The organism is Acidimicrobiales bacterium (genome assembly GCA_040219515.1).
Classification (GTDB): domain Bacteria; phylum Actinomycetota; class Acidimicrobiia; order Acidimicrobiales; family Aldehydirespiratoraceae; genus JAJRXC01.
In genome coordinates this window covers 46249-62560 of sequence record JAVJSI010000012.1, presented here as the reverse complement: position 1 = coordinate 62560, position 16312 = coordinate 46249, and the positions used below count along the sequence as shown (strand labels likewise).

Below are 16312 nucleotides of genomic sequence, written 5' to 3'. Positions count from 1 at the left end.
CGCCGAGCGTCGCACATTACGATCACGGGTACTGCTCCGAAGGGGAACACCAATGGCTCGTCCCACCGCGGCGATTTTCGACCTCGATCGCACGCTCATCAGCTCGTCGTCGGCGCTCGTGTTCCAGCGCCACCTGAGCGACGTGGGTCTCGGGTCGGTTCCCGACCTGCCGCTGGCCGACGCCTTCATGAGGTTCTACGAGCAGTTCGGGGAGAGCTGGGTGATGATGCAGCCGGCCAAGCTCGGGGCCCGCTCGGCCAGGGACTGGCCGGTCGAGTCGGTGCATGCCGCGGCGTCCGCCGCCGCAGTGGAGATCGACGAGGAACTGCTGCTGCCGTTCGCCCGCATGACCATCGACGAGCACCGTGCGGCCGGGCGTCTGCTGGTGCTCGCCACCACCTCGCCCGAGCCCTGGGTCTCGCCGCTGGCCGAGCAGCTCGGGTTCGACGCCGTGGTCGCCACGAAGTGGCAGTCCGAGGGAGGGGTCTACACCGGCGTGACCGAGGGGCCGTTCGTCTGGGGTCGAGCCAAGGCCGACGCAGTGAGGGCGTGGGCCGCCGCCAACGACGTGGTGCTGGCCAACAGCTACGCCTACAGCGACAGCTACTTCGATTCGTCCTTGCTCGAGCTGGTCGGCAACCCGGTCGCCGTCAATCCAGACCTGCGACTCCAGGGTGTGGCGGCGCTCAGGGGTTGGCCGGTGCGCAACTTCGACAAGCTCGACGGGGTGATCAAGGTGGCCGGCAAAGAGCTCCAGGAGTGGAGCCGACCGCTCATCCGTGAAGAGTTCCAGCCCTTCGCCCGCTTCGAGTTCGCCGGCGTCGAGCACATCCCGGCCGTCGGTCCCGCCATTCTCGTTTTCAACCATCGGAGCTACTTCGATCCGTCGGCCCTGGGCCTGCTCGCGGCGAAGGCGAAGCGCAATGTGCGCAGCCTCGGCAAGAAGGAGGTGTTCGACGTGCCTCTCGTCGGGCGTCTGCTGAAGGGCATCGGTGGCGTGCGGGTCGACCGGGGCACCGGCTCCGAGGAACCGCTCGAGGCTGCCGCCGACGCGCTGCGGGGCGGCGAGGTGTTGGCCCTCGCTCCCGAAGGCACGATCCCGCGCGGTCCCGCGTTCTTCGATCCCGAACTGAAGGGCCGGTGGGGTGCGGCCCGCCTGGCCGCCATGACCGGCGCACCGGTCATCCCGATCGGCCTGTGGGGAACCGAGAAGGTGTGGCCCCGCAGCGCCCGCATGCCGAAGATGCCGGTGGGAGCTCGCCCGCTGATCACCGTCACCGTCGGCCCCCCGGTGGACATCGGCCGCGAGGACCCCGACGCCGACACCAGGGCGATCATGGCCGCCATCGTCGATCTCCTCCCCCCGGAGGCCCGCGAACGGCGGGAGCCGACCGAGGAGGAGCTCGCCCTCACCTATCCACCCGGCTACTCCGGCGATCCCGACGCGGAAGCCGAGCGCCGACCCGGCACCGACACGGGCGCATCATGAACGAATCCACACCCCACGCCTCGGAGCATCAGCGCCCCCGTGAGATCGACGCGACCGAGCGTATGTCCGAGCACGAAGCGCTCATGTGGAACATCGAGAAGGACCCGTGGCTCAACCCCAGCGGCGGCGCGCTCTTCATCTTCGATCAGCCCATCGATGTCGACCTGCTACGGGCCCGGATGCGCACGGCCGTGGCGAATCTTCCCCGCTTCACCCAGCGGGTGCAGCCCGGTCTCGGTCGCCTGTCCACGCCGGCCTGGGTGCCCGATCCCGAATTCGATTTCAACAGTCATTTCCGGGTGATGACGCTGTCGGGTCCCGGCACCGAGCGGCAGCTGCTCGACCTCGCCGCGCATCTCTACACGGAGCCGCTCGATCGCACTCGACCGCTCTGGCGCATGGTCGTGATCGAGGGTCTCGAGTCGGGCCAGGGCGCATTGTGGAATCTGATGCACCACGCGATCTCCGACGGCATCGGTCAGCTGCGCATCGGCGAGATGTTCCAGGATCTCGAGCGCGACGTGCCCCGTTCGCCCGACATCGATCTCGAAGGCATCGTGGCGCGAGCGGCGGCCGAGTATCGGCAGAAGGAGGCGGGTGGCGATCTCGGCTCGAGCCTCGCCGCCGCCGCCTCCGCCTCGGTCGGTCATGTGGCCCGCCGCGTCGCGGGTACCGCCCGCCGCGCCGCCGGGGAGATTGCCATGTGGCCCGCCGACCCGGCCCGCGTGGGCGAACGGGTGAGCGATGTCGCGTCGGTGGTCGCCGGGACCGCCGAGCAGCTCACCCATCAGGTCGAGGAAGGCGAAGGCGCGCCATTGTGGCGCACGCGCTCGCGGCATCGTCACCTCGAGTCCGTCACCGTTCCCCTCGACGAACTGAAGGCGGCGAGCAAGGCGGCCGACACGACGATCAACGTGGCGTTCGTGGCCGGGATGGCCGACGCGGCGGCTCGCTATCACGCCGACCGCGGTGCATCGTTCGACACGCTCAACATGTCGTTCGTGCTCAGCACCCGCACCGACAACCGGGCCGGCGGCAACTCGTTCACCCCGGTGCTGGTGCAACTGCCCGGTGGTCTGCTCGAGCGGGAGAAGCGGTTGGCCACCACGGCCGAGATTCTCGACGCGGCCCGCGACGAGGCGAGTCGTGGCGGCGGCATCACGGCCCTGTCCGGAGTGGTCAACCTGTTGCCGACGTCGGTGGTCACCCGCACGGCGAGGTCCCAGGCCGCGAAGATCGATCTGGCCACGTCGAACCTGCGAGGCGCCCCGTTCCCCCTCTACATCGGAGGCGCCAGGATCGAACGGTCGGTCACGATGGGCCCGCTGGCCGGCACGCCGTGCAACGCCACCGCGCTGTCCTATTGCAACAACTTCGACATCGGTCTCTTCATCGACCCCGTGGCCATCGAGGACCCCGGCGCCTTCCGTCAGTGCGTGGTCGACGCCTTCGACGTGTTGCTGGCCTAGTTACCGCCGTGCCGGCCCAGCCACTAGGTTTCGGCTCATGAAATATGCTGCACCCACCACGGTGGACGAGGCCGTCGGACTCCTTGCGTCCGACGACGATGCCAGGGTCTTCGCCGGGGCCACCGATCTGATTCCGCAGATCCGATCGGGCCGCCCCGAACCGTCCGTTCTCGTCGATCTCAAGAGGATCGATCGTCTGGTCGGTGCGACCGAGACGAGTGGCGGTTGGACGGTCGGTGCGGCCACACCCACGTCGACGCTCACCGCCGATGCGTCGTTCACCGCAGCCTTTCCCGGACTCAGCGAGGCCAGTGGCCTCATCGGGTCCGACCAGATCCAGAACCGGTCGAGCTGGGGCGGCAATCTCTGCAACGCGTCGCCCGCCGCCGATTCGGTGCCGGCCCTCGTGGCCAACGGGGTCCGCGCCGTGGTCGCCGGGAGCGACGGCGAGCGCACGGTGCCGGTCGAGGAGATCGTGACCGGACCCGGTCAGACCTCCCTGGCCGCGAACGAGTTCGTGGTCGAGTTCGAGATCGATGCACCGCCGGCCCACACCGCCGATGCCTACCTCCGTCTCATACCCCGCACCGAGATGGACATCGCGGTGGTCGGCGTGGCGGTGCGACTCACGATGGACGGCGATACCTGCACCGACGCCCGCGTGGTGCTCGGCGCCGTCGCTCCCACCGCAGTGCGGGTACCCGATGCCGAAGCGGCGCTGGTCGGCTCGACACTCGACGCCGCGGCGCTGGCCGCGGTGGCCGAGGCGGCGTCCGCCGCCTGCAACCCCATCGACGACAAGCGCGGCACCATCGAATACCGCCGCCAGGTGGCCGGCGTGCTCGCCACGCGGGCCGCCACCATTGCCGCCGCCCGAGCCGGAGGAGCCTCCTGATGTCACGCACCCATGTGAACTGCACGGTCAATGGTGACGAGGTCGACTTCCTCACCAACGACGACACCTCGCTGCTCGACGCGCTGCGCGACGAGTTGGGCCTGACCGGCGTGAAGGAGGGGTGCGGCACCGGCGACTGCGGGGCCTGCTCGATCACCGTCGACGGCAAGCTCAACTGCGCCTGCCTGATGTTCGCCCCCGAGGCCGAGGGCCGCAGCATCGGCACCGTGGAGGGCATCGCCCAGGGCGACCACCTCCATCCGCTCCAGCAGACGTTCCTCGAGGGAGCGGCACTGCAGTGCGGCGTCTGCACCCCGGGCATCCTCGTGGCCGCCAAGGTCCTGCTCGAGGAGAATCCCTCGCCCACCGAAACCGAGATCCGCTACGGACTGGCCGGCAACCTCTGTCGTTGCACCGGCTACGACAAGATCATCCACGCCGTCCAGGAGGCAGCCGTCCAACTCTCAGGATCGACCTCGAACGGAGCATCCAAGTGACCGCCACCGAGAATCCCCCCAAGAAGTACAAGTACGTCGGCACCCGTCCGGTCCGTCACGACGGTCTCGACAAGGTGACCGGCAAGGCCCGCTTCGCGGCCGACCTGAACCTCACCGGTCAGCTCCGGGGTGTGCTCGTGCGCTCGCCGCACGCCCACGCCCGGATCGTGTCGATCGACACGGGCGCGGCCGAGGCGATGCCCGGTGTCAAAGCCGTGGTCACCGGGGCCGACTTCCCCGCGATCGACCCGGCCGACTCGGCCCATGACGAGGCGATCAACAACATCGCCCGCGACGAGGTGCTCTACAACGGCCACACCGTGGCCGCCGTGGCCGCCACCACGCTCGCCGAGGCGCGCGCCGCCGCGGCGGCGGTGAAGGTCGAGTACGACGTACTGCCCGCGGTGTTGAGCATCGACGAGGCAATCGCTGATGGCGCCCCGATCGCCAACTCCACCAACCGCACGCTGTTCACCGGCGACACGGAGCCGTCCAACATCGCGTCGGTCGGCCCGTTCCAGCGCGGTGATGTGGAGGCTGGCTTCGAAGCGGCCGACCTGATCGTCGAGCGGACGTTCACGACCAAGGCCGTGCACCAGGGCTACATCGAACCCCACGCCTGCATCGCCGACGTGGGCCAGGACGGCAAGGCCACCATCTGGGCGTCGTCGCAGGGCCACTTCGCCGTGCGCTCGAAGACGGCCAAGATCCTGGGTTGGGGCACCGACAAGATCAAGGTCACCCCCGCCGAGATCGGTGGCGGCTTCGGTGGCAAGACCACCATCTATCTCGAACCGATCGCCGTGCGCCTGAGCCAGAAGGCGTCCCGCCCGGTGAAGATCGTCATGTCGCGCGAGGAGGTGCTGCGAGCCACCGGACCGGCGCCGGCCTCGAAGATCCACATCAAGATGGGCGCCACCAACGACGGCGAACTCACCACCATCCAGGGCACGCTGCACTACAGCAACGGTTCGGCCAAGGGCTACGCCGCCCTGACCGGTGCGATGTCGATCGCGTCCTACCGGTTCCCCAACCTCGATCTGATGGCCATCGGCACGGTCGACAACACCCCGAAGTCGGCCGCCTACCGGGCACCGTCCGCACCGCAGGCGGCATTCGCCATCGAGACACTCATCGACGAGATCGCCGAGAAGCTCGACGTCGATCCGATCGATCTGCGGCTGCGCAATGCCGTGGTCGAGGGCGACCCGACCGCGATGGGCGCGCCGCATCCGAAGATCGGGTTCATCGAGACGCTCGAAGCGATCAAGAACAGCGAGCACTACAACTCGCCGGTGCCCGAGGGCGTCGGCCGTGGCTTCGGCACCGGTTTCTGGTTCAACATCGGCGAACAGTCGAGCGCCACCGTCAACCTCAACGAGGACGGCACCGCCACCGTGATCACCGGCAGCCCCGACATCGGTGGCAGCCGCGCCTCGATGGCGCTGATGGCCGCCGAGGAACTCGGCCTCGACGTGCACCGGATCACTCCGATCATCGCCGACACCGAATCGGTCGGCTTCACCGACATCACCGAGGGCAGCCGCGCCACGTTCGCCACCGGTATGGCCGTGGTCAACGCGTGCCGCGACCTCATCGAACAGCTGAAGGAGCGGGCCGCCGTGATGCGCGGTGTCGATGTCGACCAGGTTGCCTGGGTCGATGGTGCCGCAGTGATCGAGGGACCGCCGTCGGAGGGCGCCGAACCCGTCACCATCGCCGAGATCACCGGGGCCGCGAAGATGACCGGCGGCCCGCTCACGGCCACTGCGTCGCTCAACGCGGCCGGTGCCGGTCCGTCGTTCGCCGCGCACCTGGCCGACGTGAAGGTCGACGAGGAGACCGGCGAGGTCACGATCGTGCGCTACACGGCTGCGCAGGACGCGGGCACGGCGATCCACCCTTCGTATGTCGAGGGCCAGATGCAGGGCGGATCGGCCCAGGGCATCGGTTGGGCGCTCAACGAGGAGTACATCTTCTCGGGCGAGGGCGTCATGCAGAACGCCGGCTTCCTCGACTATCGGATGCCGGTGGCGTCCGACCTGCCCATGATCGAGACGATCATCGTCGAGGTCCCGAACCCGAGCCACCCCTATGGCGTGCGCGGCGTGGGCGAGACGGGCATCGTGCCGCCCATCGGCACCCTGGCCAACGCGATCGCCCGGGCCACCGGAGTGCGGATGGCCGACCTGCCGATGTCGCCGCCCAACGTCCTGAAGGCGCTCAACAACCGCTGATGGCGCTCGTCCACCTCCAGGCCAACCACGCCGCCTTCACCGACGGCGTGCGCGAGCTCGAGGTGGACGGGGCCACCGTCGGCGCGGTGATCGACGCGCTGGCCGAGCGGTTCGCGGGCCTGGGCCCCATCCTGCGCGAAGCATCGTCGGTCGCCATCGACGGCGAACTCCAACCCCAGGGCACGATCTACGCCCGGGTCGGGCCCACCACCGAAATCCATTTCCTCGCGCCCATCGCCGGCGGTTGACGGCCCGTCTCACGGGTTCGACGACCACGGGTACGATGACAGGGCGCCGGGGACGGTCCCCGTGCCACAAGGGAGATCCATGAGTCGTTTCCACGACTTCGAAATGGCGTCACTCGAAGGTGACCAGGTGTCGTTCGGTGAGTTCGCCGACCGCGCCGTGCTCATCGTCAACGTCGCCTCCGCTTGAGGCCTCACGCCTCAGTACGCAGGTCTGCGTACGCTTCATCATGACGACAACGGGGTCCAGGTCCTGGGCTTCCCGTGCAACCAGTTCGGTGCGCAGGAGCCCGGCTCCAACGAGGAGATCCGCGCCTTCGTCACCGAGAAGTTCGACATCGACTTCCCGATGTTCGACAAGATCGAGGTCAACGGCGACGGTGCCTGCGAGCTCTACGACTGGTTGAAGGCGGAGCAGCCCGGCGAGGGCGACTCCTCCGACATCACCTGGAACTTCGAGAAGTTCCTCGTGAACGCCGACGGCGAAGTGGTCGCCCGCTTCTCGCCGACGGTCACCCCCGAGGAGATCGCCGAGCAACTGCCGGCACTCCTGGGCTGAAACCGAGTACCACCGGCCCCTCCGGAGCGACCATACTCCGGAGGGGCGAATCGGTTCGGGGAGGGAACGACGCTGACTGGATCTTCATCCGAGCACGCGTCCGACCAGCTTCGACCGGCGGGCGGGGCGCTCGACTCCACCGGCCGCGACGGCTGGCGGCTCATCTGGGAGACGGCCAAGGACGAGAAGTGGGGCGTGCTGTTCGGCATGCTCGCCTCGATCGCGTGGACGGCCGGCCGGGTCACCGTGCCGTTGATGGTGCAGCTCGGCCTCGATCGCGGCGTACGCGACGACGGTCCGCTGCTGACGTGGGTGCTGCTCATCCTCGGTGCCGGCCTCGTGTCGGCCGTGTTCCTCGGTGTCCGCCGCTATCTCGCGTTCCGCAATGCCCGCATCATCGAGGCGAAGCTCCGCGACCGGATCTTCGCCCACGTGCAGCGGCTGCACTTCGCCTTCCACGACGCCAACGCCACCGGCGAGCTGATGAGCCGGGGCAACACCGACCTCCAGCACTTCCAGAACGTCGTGGTGCTGATCCCGCTCACGTTCGGCAACTTCCTCATCGTCTGCTCGGTGACGGTGATCATGCTGATCATCCAGCCGACCCTGGCCCTACTGGCGCTGGTGTCACTGCCCTTCGTCAACGTGCTGGGCCGTCGGTTCGCCCAACGACTCCATCCGGCGGTGCTGGCCGTCCAGCAGGAGTCCGCCCAGCTCTCCGCCGTGGTCGAGGAGACCGTCTCCGGGGTGCGGGTGGTCAAGGGCTTCGGCTCCGAGCCGGTGCAGGCGGCCAAGCTGCGGCGAGAAGCCGACGACGTCTTCGAGGAGTCGATGCGTTCGTCGGTGATCCGGGCCCGCTTCATGCCGGCGATCGAGATCCTGCCCAACATCGGTCTCATCACCGTGCTCGCCTACGGCGGACACCTCGTGCTGAACGGGGACATGACCGTGGGCCAGCTCGTCAGCTTCAACATCTACGTGATGATGCTGGTGCAGCCGTTGCGCATGCTCGGGATGATCGTGGCCAACGGCCAGCGAGCCGCGGCGGCCGGTGAACGCATCAGCGAGGTGCTGTCCACCGCTCCGAAGATCGTCGATCCGGTTCGCCCGAAGCACCTGCCGACCGCGTCGACGAACCAGGGCCCGCTCGGTCGGGTCGAGTTCCGTGCGGTGTCGTTCGACTACCAGCCGGGCACCGACACCGGGGTGCTCGACGGGCTCGACCTGGTGATCGAGCCGGGCGAGTCGGTGGCGCTGGTCGGCGCCACCGGTTCGGGCAAGAGCACGGTGGCCCGTCTGCTGCCCCGGTTCTACGACGTGGACCGGGGCGAGATCCTGCTCGACGGGGTCGACGTGCGCGAGGTCGGTCGCCAGGAGCTGCGCCGTTCGGTCGGCATCGTGTTCGAGGAGACTTTCCTCTTCTCCTCGACGATCCGCGACAACATCGCATTCGCCGATCCCGAGGCCTCCCGGGCGCTGGTCGAGCAGGCGGCCCGCCTGGCCGGCGCGGATGAGTTCATCACCCAGATGCCCGACGGCTACGACACCGAGATCGGCGAGCGGGGGTTCTCGCTGTCGGGCGGCCAGCGGCAGCGGCTGGCGATCGCCCGGGCGATCCTGGCCGACCCGCGGGTGCTGATCCTCGACGACGCCACCTCGGCCGTGGATCCCACCAAGGAGCACGAGATCCGCGATGCGCTCGGCCTGGTCATGGAGGATCGCACCACGATCGTGATCGCCCATCGCCCGGCGACGATCGCGCTGGCCGACCGGGTGCTGCTGCTCGACCAGGGCCGCGTGGCCGCCGACGGCACTCACGCCGAACTCCTCGCGTCGAACGAGCGCTATCGCGAAGTGCTCGCCGTCGATCGCCCCACCGACGGAGCGGCGCGCTGATGGGATGGGCGCTCGGACACGCCACCGATCCCGACGACCAGCTCGACCTGGAGGCCACCGGAAAGGTCTTGCGTCGTACGGCCCGGATGGTGCTGCCCTACAAGCGCGACGCGTTGGCGGCCGCCGGCCTGATCGTCATCTGGACGGCGATGCTGCTGGCCGGACCACTACTGGTGCGGCGCGGCATCGACGAGGGCATCGACAAGAACGACACCGGTCAGCTCAACCTGTCGATTGCGCTCTACGTCGTCGTCGCGATCGTCAGCTACGCCTGCTACCGCGGCGCCATCATCCTGCTGGCCCGGGTGGGCGAGCACTTCCTGCGCGACATGCGGGTGAGGGTGTTCGACTCGCTGCTGCGCCAGTCGATGTCGTTCTACGACCGCGAGAAGGCCGGGGTCCTCGTCTCGCGGATGACCTCGGATGTCGACTCGCTGCAGGAGCTCGTCCAGTTCGGGTTGATCATGTTCACCAGCGCGGCGTTGTTGCTGCTCGGCTCGTTCGTGGTCCTGATGCTGCTGTCGTGGCAGCTGATGCTGCTGTGCGCGATCTCGGTGCCGTTCGTGGCGATCGCCAGCGTGAAGTTCCAGCGCGACTCGAACAAGGCCTATCTGGCCGTGCGCGAGAGCATCGGCGACACGCTGTCGTCGTTGCAGGAGGGCATCAGCGGTGTGCGGGTGGTGCAGGCCTTCGCCCGTGAGGACGTCGAGGCCCGCCGTTTCTCCACCGCGAACTTCACGCTCTACCGCACCCACATGGACTCGGTGCGAATCCAGTGCTGGTACCTGCCCATCGTCGAGTTCGCCGGCGCCGCGACCACCGCCCTCGCCCTCGGGGTGGGCGGCTGGATGGTGAGCGAGGGGCGACTCACGATCGGCACCCTGGTGGCGTTCATCCTCCTGCTCAGCACCCTGTTCGAGCCGGTGCAGCAACTCAGTCAGCTCTTCAACATGGTGCAGTCGGCCACCGCCGCCCTCCACAAGGTCTACGGGCTGCTCGACGAGGACATCGAGATCGACGAGCCGGCCGACGGCGTCGACTTCCCGGTCGGTGAGCCGATCGTGCTCGAGGATGTCGAGTTCGGCTACGCCGGTGGTGATCCCGTGCTGTCCGCCATCGATCTCGAGATCGCGCCGGGCGAGCGGGTGGCGTTCGTGGGGCCGACCGGGGCCGGCAAGTCCACGATGGCCAAGCTCATCGCCCGCTTCTACGACCCCACCGGGGGAGCGGTGCGCATCGGCGACGTGGGGCTGCGTGACGTGCGTCTGCGGTCACTGCGCAACGAGGTGGTGGTCGTCCCCCAGGAGGGCTTCCTCTTCTCGGGCACGATCGCGGACAACATCCGGGTGGCCCGCCCCGACGCCACCGACGCCGAGGTGCGCGCTGCGGTCGAGCGGATCGGGGTGCTCGATCGCTTCGAACAACTGCCCCACGGCCTGGCCACCGAGGTGCAGGAGCGCGGCAGCCGGCTGTCGGCCGGCGAGAAGCAGCTCGTGTCACTGGCCCGTGCCGCGCTGGCCGACCCGGCGGTGTTGATCCTCGACGAGGCGACGTCGTCGGTCGATCCCGGCACCGAAGCCGCCGTGGAAACGGCGATGGAGACGCTGATGGAGGGCCGTACGGTCATCGCGATCGCCCATCGGTTGTCCACGTCGGAACGGTGTGATCGAGTGGCGGTGGTGGCCGACGGACGCCTCGTCGAACTCGGTACGCACGACGAGCTGGTCGCCGCCGGTGGTCACTATTTCGACCTGTACACCGCATGGGTGGTTGGATTGGGCCATGACTCCTGACGCCCTCACTCCTGAAGACCTCACCCCTGAAGGTCTTGTCGAAATCGAACTCATCAAGCAGTTGAAGTACAAGTACCTCCGGGTGCTCGACCAGCACGAGTTCGACGAGATGCGGACGGTGCTCACCGAGGATGTGGTGGCCCGCTACAGCGACGGGAAGTACAGCTTCGACGGGATCGAGGCGGTCATCACGTTCCTGAAGGAGTCGATGGGGTCCGAGAGATTCCTGTCCAGCCACGCCGTGCACCATCCCGAGATCACCCTGCACGGTGACGGGACCGCGTCGGGCATCTGGAAGCTCGAGGACTCGGTCATCGTCGGCGAGCACGACGTCAACATCCACGGCGCCGCGTTCTACTACGACGACTACGTGAAGACCGACGAGGGTTGGCGGATCAAGTCCACGGGCTATCGCCGCATCTTCGAGGAGATGTACCCCCGCGCCGGCGTCGAGGGGTTGACCCTGATGTCCGACTGGTTCACGAACGAGACCTGACCGGGCAGCCGGGTCACGCCGGCTCGCCGCACGGCGCCGCGGCGCCCACGATGCCGGTCTCGGGTTCGACGGGTGTGCCCGAGAAGCGGCACAGGAACGTGCCGATCTGGGCGCGCGTGGTCGGCTGTGACGGCTGGAACTCGGTGGGGGTCACGCCGGTGGTGAGCGCGACCTCGGCGGCCCAGGTGGCCGCCAGCGAGTAGTAGCTGTCGACGGGCACGTCGGCGAACGGACTGGGCTCGACGGGCGGTGTCTCGCCGGCGGCGCGGTGCAGGATCGTGACGATCTGGGCACGGTCGATGATGTCGTCGGGTGAGAACGTGGTGGGTGTCGTGCCCCGGATCACGCCCACCTCGGCGGCCCACGCCACCGCGTTCGTGTAGTAGCGGTCGGCCTCGACGTCGGTGAACGGCGCCGGCACACTCGCCGCCGGCTCACCGGCCCATCGCCACAGGAACGTGACCGCCTCGGCCCGCGTGAGCGGGCGGCTGGGGGCGAAACGTCCCTCGCTGATGCCCGTCGTGATCTCCTCCGTGGCCATCCACGCCACGCCGGGCCCGAACCATCTCGACGGCTCGACATCGCAGAACGCCCACCCGGCCGGGACGCCCACGTGGAGCGATCGATTGGGCAGGACACAGAGCTGGTCGATCTCGAGGAACCGTTGACCGTCGTCGGCGCAGATGCCGTCGCCGTCGTCATCGCACGACGGATAGCGCGGATAGCTGACGTGGGGCGCGTTCCACGCGTGATAGGCGATGCGGAGATCGCCGAGACGATCGGTGAACACCGACGCGCCGCCGGGACCGTTGATGTCGCCGCCGTGCTGAACGAGTGGCCCGCTGATTGCTCGTGCGCAGGGACCGGCCGGCGAACTGCAGGTCGCCCAGCCGGTGGCGTACTCGTGCGAATCCCAGCGGTTGCCGCTGTAGAGCAGGTGGAGGCGGCCGCCGGCCGTGAACAGGGCCGGGCTCTCGATGAGGTTGTCCTCCCAGCCTCCCGAGTTCGCGGTCAACAGGATCGACGCCCTCGAGCGCTCGGCCTCGACATCGTCGGGTTGGTGGAACGCGAGCCCGGTCGGATCGAGTCGTTGCGACCAGATCGCGTCGGCGGTGGCGGGCAGGACCCGGAGCGGGAGGGGTGGGTCCCCCTCGGCCAGATCCTCCCTCGCCTTCTCGCGCTCGGCGATGAGTTCCTCGGTGAGCGGGAAGTGGGCGTCGTCATCGGCGATCTCGACGGCCGCGTGGTTCTCGGTCTTCCACACGAGCCAAGGATCGTTGGCGCCGTCGATGTAGACCCACGGGTCGATCGCGCCGGCGGGGCCGTAGCCGCAGGTCAGTGGTTCCTCACTGTTGTCGACGAACGGGCCGAGGGCGCGCGTCCCCGTGGCGACGGTGATGCAGTAGCGCGGCGTCGATCCGTTGGACTGGCGCACGGAGTAATAGGCGTTCCACTTTCCGTTGGGCATCCGGTGCACCGACGGTGCCCACAGCTCGGCGCCACCGCCGACGGACGCGGCCCAGCTCGGCGTGGAGATCCCGTCGGCCTTCGCGGTCCAGGTGACGAGATCGGCGGACTGCATCGTCGGCATCGTGGCGCCGCCGGTGTTGGTGCCGTAGGCGATGTACGTCGTGGTCGCGGCGTCGAAGATCACATGGGGATCGGGGAAGTTGCCGGCGTAGGGCCGCTCCGGTGCGAACCAAGGCGACCCCGGGTAGGCGCCGACCGGCGCCACCAGCACCGACGCCGCGACGACGATCAGCGCTCCGCTGATCGACATCGATCCACACCACATCCGCCCCCGAATCATCGCCGCCTCCTTCGCCATCCGGAGAGATTCGTGGGCACGACACTAGAACGCGATGCCGCAGTTCTTTCCGCGGGCTGATGTGGCGGGGTCGACTAACGGCGCGGGCCGCCGCGCTCGCCCGGCCAGCGGCTGCCGCCGATGGTGTCGGCGTGGGGCCAGAACGCGTCGGGGTCGAGGGGTCCGGCGTTCGTGATGTTCCGGGCCTTGGCCTGGTGGGTGACGAGCTGGGCCGACACGACGTCGTTGCACGGGAGGTAGCGGGCGACCGGGTCCCACGGGCTGTCCCGCAGGATCAGCTCGCCGTCGAGGTTCTCGACGTGCTTTTGCTCGAAGGTGGTCGCCACGTCGACGACGACCGGTGCGAAGTCGTAGGTCTTCTCGACGTTGCCGATGCCGCGGGAGTACTTGGTCCACCACTCGTGCTCGGTGAAGTCGCCCTCGACCACGTCGCCGGGACCGGTGACCGTGCCGGCGTACTCGACGAAGGTGTAGCCCTGGTGGGTGGCCCGGGCACCGACGCGGTCGCCGAGACGGAAGTAGTCGATGTCGCAGAGGAACTTGGGCTGGCCGTTGATCTCGCCGCTGTTGTGCACGGCGGCTTCCTGGTCGATGCCCATGCCGAGGTTGTACTGACCGGCGACGCCCTGCCATTCGGCCGACACCTTGATGCTGCAGCCGAACTCGGGTTCGTCGAGGATCGGGATGCAGTAGATCCCGACCTGGACGACGTTGTCGAGTGCGGTGAGACCGGGCGGGAGCAAGGGCGCGATGTTCGACTCGTCGGTCGTGTACTTCACGACGAGCTTGGGCCAGCCGGCGATCTCTCCGGGGTTGGACTTGAGGGCTTCGGCAGTGTCGGACATCAGTGCCTCCTGAGGCGGTGTTGGTTGTTCATTGAACGTGGTGGTCGACGATGGCTTGCAGCGTCGACTCGAACAGGTTGTCGAGATCGACCGGACCGCCGAGCGCAGCGATGGTGCGGGGGTCGACGTCGGCGTCGGTCGTCGCCCACAGTGCGGGGCTGCGGCGCGCCTCGGGGATGGCCGATTCGTTGCGGAGCGCTCGCACGAGGAAGCCGCCCACGGTGGTGAGAATGGAGCGAAGGGCGTCCGCACCGGAGGGGCCGGTGAGTCCCGCCGCCTCGAGCTCACGGGCCAGCGCCACTTCCTGCGGATGCTCGAGCAGCGACGTCGTGCCGGTCTGGTGGGCGAGCGAGGTGATCGCTCGGTTCTCGAGCGCGTTGATCCAGACGTTGCGAGCGGCCGACATGACGCGTTCGCTCGGCGTGGTTCCCTCGATCGGCCGCTCCGCCTGGCGTTCGGATTGACGGCGGATGATCTCGATGACGAGCTCGTCGCGACTGCCCACGTGCCAGTAGATCGTCGTGGTCGTGACATCGAGTTCGGTGGCGAGCCGACGCATGGTCAGCGCGGACGCACCCTCGTTCTCGACGAGTCGGAGCGCGACGGCGACCATGTCGTCGCGGTCGAGTCCGGCCCGGCGGCCGGTGGTACCGGTCTTGCTCACCGAGAGGAACTATGACAGTGTTCTAGTCATCCCGCAAGAAGGGCCGACCCGTCCGGCCCGCCGACGACAGGATCACTCGCCATGCCGAACCCACTCGAGGGCATCGATCAGAGCAACAACCCCTACATCGTGGTGTCCTCCGACACCCACGCCGGACTCTTCGTCGAGGACTATCGCGAGTATCTCGACTCGTCGGTTCACGCCGAGTTCGACACCTGGCTGGCGACCCGCCACGAACACCGGGCGATGGTCGAGGAGATGAACGGCGAATACGTCGAGCAGTGGGAGAGCGAGAACGAGATCGGTCTCAAGGGCGCCTACGACCCGGCCATCCGTGACAAGACCCTCGACGCCGATGGGGTCGCCGGTGAGATCATCTTCGCCGACGGCGACGCGGTCACCGGCATGGAGTCGCCGCCGTTCGGTGCGGGTCTCTCGGCCGGTGCCATCACCGATCCCAAGCTCGCCTGGGCCGGTGCTCGTGCCCACAACCGTTGGCTCGAGGAGTTCTGCGCCACCAACCCGCCCCGCCGGGCGGGGGTGGCCCTCGTGCCGATCACCCATGGCGTCGACGAGGCCGTCAAGGAGATCGAGGCGCTGTCGGGCAAGCCCGGCATCCGCGGCATCATGATCCCCACGATGTGGCACGACAAGCCGTCGTACGGCCACGAGAGCTACGACCCCGTCTGGGCGGCGTGCGCCGAGGCCGGACTGGTCGTCCACACCCACTCGGGTGAAGCCGACACCGAGGCCTACAACGAGAACATGGCCCAGTACATGCTCGAGGTCGCCTTCTGGACCCACCGTCCGCTGTGGCAGCTGCTGCTCGCCGGCAAGTTCGACAAGTTCCCGAACCTCAAGTACGCCCCCGTCGAGTGCGGTTCGTGGTGGCTCGGCGACCTGCTGTTCAAGGCCGACGCGATGTTCGGCGGCAAGAACTGGAAGGTCAAGAAGATGGCCTCCCGTACCAAGGACCTCATCCAGCGCCTGCCGTCGGAGTATGTCGGCACCAACGTGTTCGTCGGTGCGTCCACCATGAGCAAGGTCGAGCTCCGCCGTCGCTACGTCAACGGCATCGACGCGCTCATGTGGGGCACCGACTATCCGCATCCCGAAGGCTCGTGGCCCAACACGGTCGAACGCCTCCAGACCGACTTCCAGCAGATCCCGGTGGAGGAGACCCGGCTCCTGCTCGGTCTCAACGCGGTGCGCTGCTACGACCTCGACATCGACGGCCTCACCAAGATCGCCGCCGACATCGGCCCCACCCCCGAGAGCCTGAACCAGGACCTCTCGTTGCGCACCCCCGAGAACGCCATCCGCGAAGCCCGCTTCTGGTTCGACGACTACAACATCGACTGGCCCGAGTAACCCGTCCCAACGGTGTCAGACACCTGTC

General features: G+C 68.2%; 13 protein-coding genes and 1 pseudogene. 11 read left to right on the top strand and 3 right to left on the bottom strand.

The window, feature by feature from the left end; genetic code table 11:
- The first annotated feature begins 52 nt into the window (after positions 1 to 52).
- From RIB98_11070 to RIB98_11025, 10 genes and pseudogenes are all read left to right on the top strand, one after another.
- A complete protein-coding gene (locus RIB98_11070; GenBank protein ID MEQ8841514.1) occupies positions 53 to 1489 on the top strand; it encodes an HAD-IB family hydrolase in 1437 nt (478 codons plus the stop codon).
- Entirely contained in the window at positions 1486 to 2958 is a 1473-nt protein-coding gene (locus tag RIB98_11065; protein ID MEQ8841513.1) for a wax ester/triacylglycerol synthase family O-acyltransferase, read from the top strand. Before RIB98_11070 ends, RIB98_11065 begins: the two co-directional genes overlap by 4 nt.
- A gap of 37 nt (positions 2959 to 2995) precedes the next feature.
- On the top strand, positions 2996 to 3853 hold the full coding sequence (locus RIB98_11060) for a xanthine dehydrogenase family protein subunit M (protein MEQ8841512.1): 858 nt from the start codon (positions 2996 to 2998) through the stop codon (positions 3851 to 3853).
- The gene (locus RIB98_11055; GenBank protein MEQ8841511.1) at positions 3853 to 4350 is read left to right on the top strand and encodes a (2Fe-2S)-binding protein; all 498 of its coding nucleotides are present in this window, start codon (positions 3853 to 3855) and stop codon (positions 4348 to 4350) included. The genes RIB98_11060 and RIB98_11055 overlap by 1 nt, the downstream gene beginning before the upstream one ends.
- A complete protein-coding gene (locus RIB98_11050) occupies positions 4347 to 6587 on the top strand; it encodes a xanthine dehydrogenase family protein molybdopterin-binding subunit (protein MEQ8841510.1) in 2241 nt (746 codons plus the stop codon). The genes RIB98_11055 and RIB98_11050 overlap by 4 nt, the downstream gene beginning before the upstream one ends.
- A complete protein-coding gene (locus RIB98_11045) occupies positions 6587 to 6835 on the top strand; it encodes a MoaD/ThiS family protein (protein ID MEQ8841509.1) in 249 nt (82 codons plus the stop codon). Before RIB98_11050 ends, RIB98_11045 begins: the two co-directional genes overlap by 1 nt.
- A gap of 199 nt (positions 6836 to 7034) precedes the next feature.
- Positions 7035 to 7391: pseudogene (locus tag RIB98_11040) on the top strand (glutathione peroxidase).
- Positions 7392 to 7586: 195 nt separating this feature from the next.
- Positions 7587 to 9287 (top strand): ABC transporter ATP-binding protein, encoded by a 1701-nt coding sequence (locus tag RIB98_11035; protein ID MEQ8841508.1) that lies wholly within the window; start codon positions 7587 to 7589, stop codon positions 9285 to 9287.
- Positions 9287 to 11080 carry an ABC transporter ATP-binding protein gene (locus RIB98_11030; protein ID MEQ8841507.1) on the top strand — a complete coding sequence of 598 codons (1794 nt, stop codon included), beginning with the start codon at positions 9287 to 9289 and terminating at the stop codon, positions 11078 to 11080. Before RIB98_11035 ends, RIB98_11030 begins: the two co-directional genes overlap by 1 nt.
- Complete coding sequence (locus RIB98_11025; protein MEQ8841506.1) at positions 11070 to 11576, top strand: nuclear transport factor 2 family protein; 507 nt, start codon at positions 11070 to 11072, stop codon at positions 11574 to 11576. The genes RIB98_11030 and RIB98_11025 overlap by 11 nt, the downstream gene beginning before the upstream one ends.
- A gap of 13 nt (positions 11577 to 11589) precedes the next feature.
- On the opposite strand, the gene RIB98_11020 is transcribed toward RIB98_11025, so the two are convergent.
- The 3 genes from RIB98_11020 to RIB98_11010 all read right to left on the bottom strand — a co-directional run bounded on the left by RIB98_11020 (position 11590) and on the right by RIB98_11010 (position 14913).
- Positions 11590 to 13356 (bottom strand): family 43 glycosylhydrolase, encoded by a 1767-nt coding sequence (locus tag RIB98_11020; protein MEQ8841505.1) that lies wholly within the window; start codon positions 13354 to 13356, stop codon positions 11590 to 11592.
- 122 nt (positions 13357 to 13478) lie between these two features.
- Positions 13479 to 14249 carry an acetoacetate decarboxylase family protein gene (locus tag RIB98_11015; protein ID MEQ8841504.1) on the bottom strand — a complete coding sequence of 257 codons (771 nt, stop codon included), beginning with the start codon at positions 14247 to 14249 and terminating at the stop codon, positions 13479 to 13481.
- Positions 14250 to 14277: 28 nt separating this feature from the next.
- Positions 14278 to 14913 (bottom strand): TetR/AcrR family transcriptional regulator, encoded by a 636-nt coding sequence (locus RIB98_11010; protein ID MEQ8841503.1) that lies wholly within the window; start codon positions 14911 to 14913, stop codon positions 14278 to 14280.
- 81 nt (positions 14914 to 14994) lie between these two features.
- Between RIB98_11010 and RIB98_11005 the strand changes: the two genes are divergently transcribed.
- On the top strand, positions 14995 to 16284 hold the full coding sequence (locus RIB98_11005) for an amidohydrolase family protein (protein ID MEQ8841502.1): 1290 nt from the start codon (positions 14995 to 14997) through the stop codon (positions 16282 to 16284).
- The last annotated feature ends 28 nt before the right edge of the window (positions 16285 to 16312 follow it).

What these genes read in the sequence shown, in the direction of transcription:
- RIB98_11070 (MEQ8841514.1), top strand. Translation starts at nt 53, where the DNA reads ATGGCTCGTCCCACCGCGGCGATTTTCGACCTCGATCGCACGCTCATC.
- RIB98_11030 (MEQ8841507.1), top strand. Translation starts at nt 9,287, where the DNA reads ATGGGATGGGCGCTCGGACACGCCACCGATCCCGACGACCAGCTCGAC.
- RIB98_11020 (MEQ8841505.1), bottom strand. Translation starts at nt 13,356, where the DNA reads ATGTCGATCAGCGGAGCGCTGATCGTCGTCGCGGCGTCGGTGCTGGTG.
- RIB98_11025 (MEQ8841506.1), top strand. Translation starts at nt 11,070, where the DNA reads ATGACTCCTGACGCCCTCACTCCTGAAGACCTCACCCCTGAAGGTCTT.
- RIB98_11065 (MEQ8841513.1), top strand. Translation starts at nt 1,486, where the DNA reads ATGAACGAATCCACACCCCACGCCTCGGAGCATCAGCGCCCCCGTGAG.
- RIB98_11015 (MEQ8841504.1), bottom strand. Translation starts at nt 14,249, where the DNA reads ATGTCCGACACTGCCGAAGCCCTCAAGTCCAACCCCGGAGAGATCGCC.
- RIB98_11060 (MEQ8841512.1), top strand. Translation starts at nt 2,996, where the DNA reads ATGAAATATGCTGCACCCACCACGGTGGACGAGGCCGTCGGACTCCTT.
- RIB98_11005 (MEQ8841502.1), top strand. Translation starts at nt 14,995, where the DNA reads ATGCCGAACCCACTCGAGGGCATCGATCAGAGCAACAACCCCTACATC.
- RIB98_11045 (MEQ8841509.1), top strand. Translation starts at nt 6,587, where the DNA reads ATGGCGCTCGTCCACCTCCAGGCCAACCACGCCGCCTTCACCGACGGC.
- RIB98_11055 (MEQ8841511.1), top strand. Translation starts at nt 3,853, where the DNA reads ATGTCACGCACCCATGTGAACTGCACGGTCAATGGTGACGAGGTCGAC.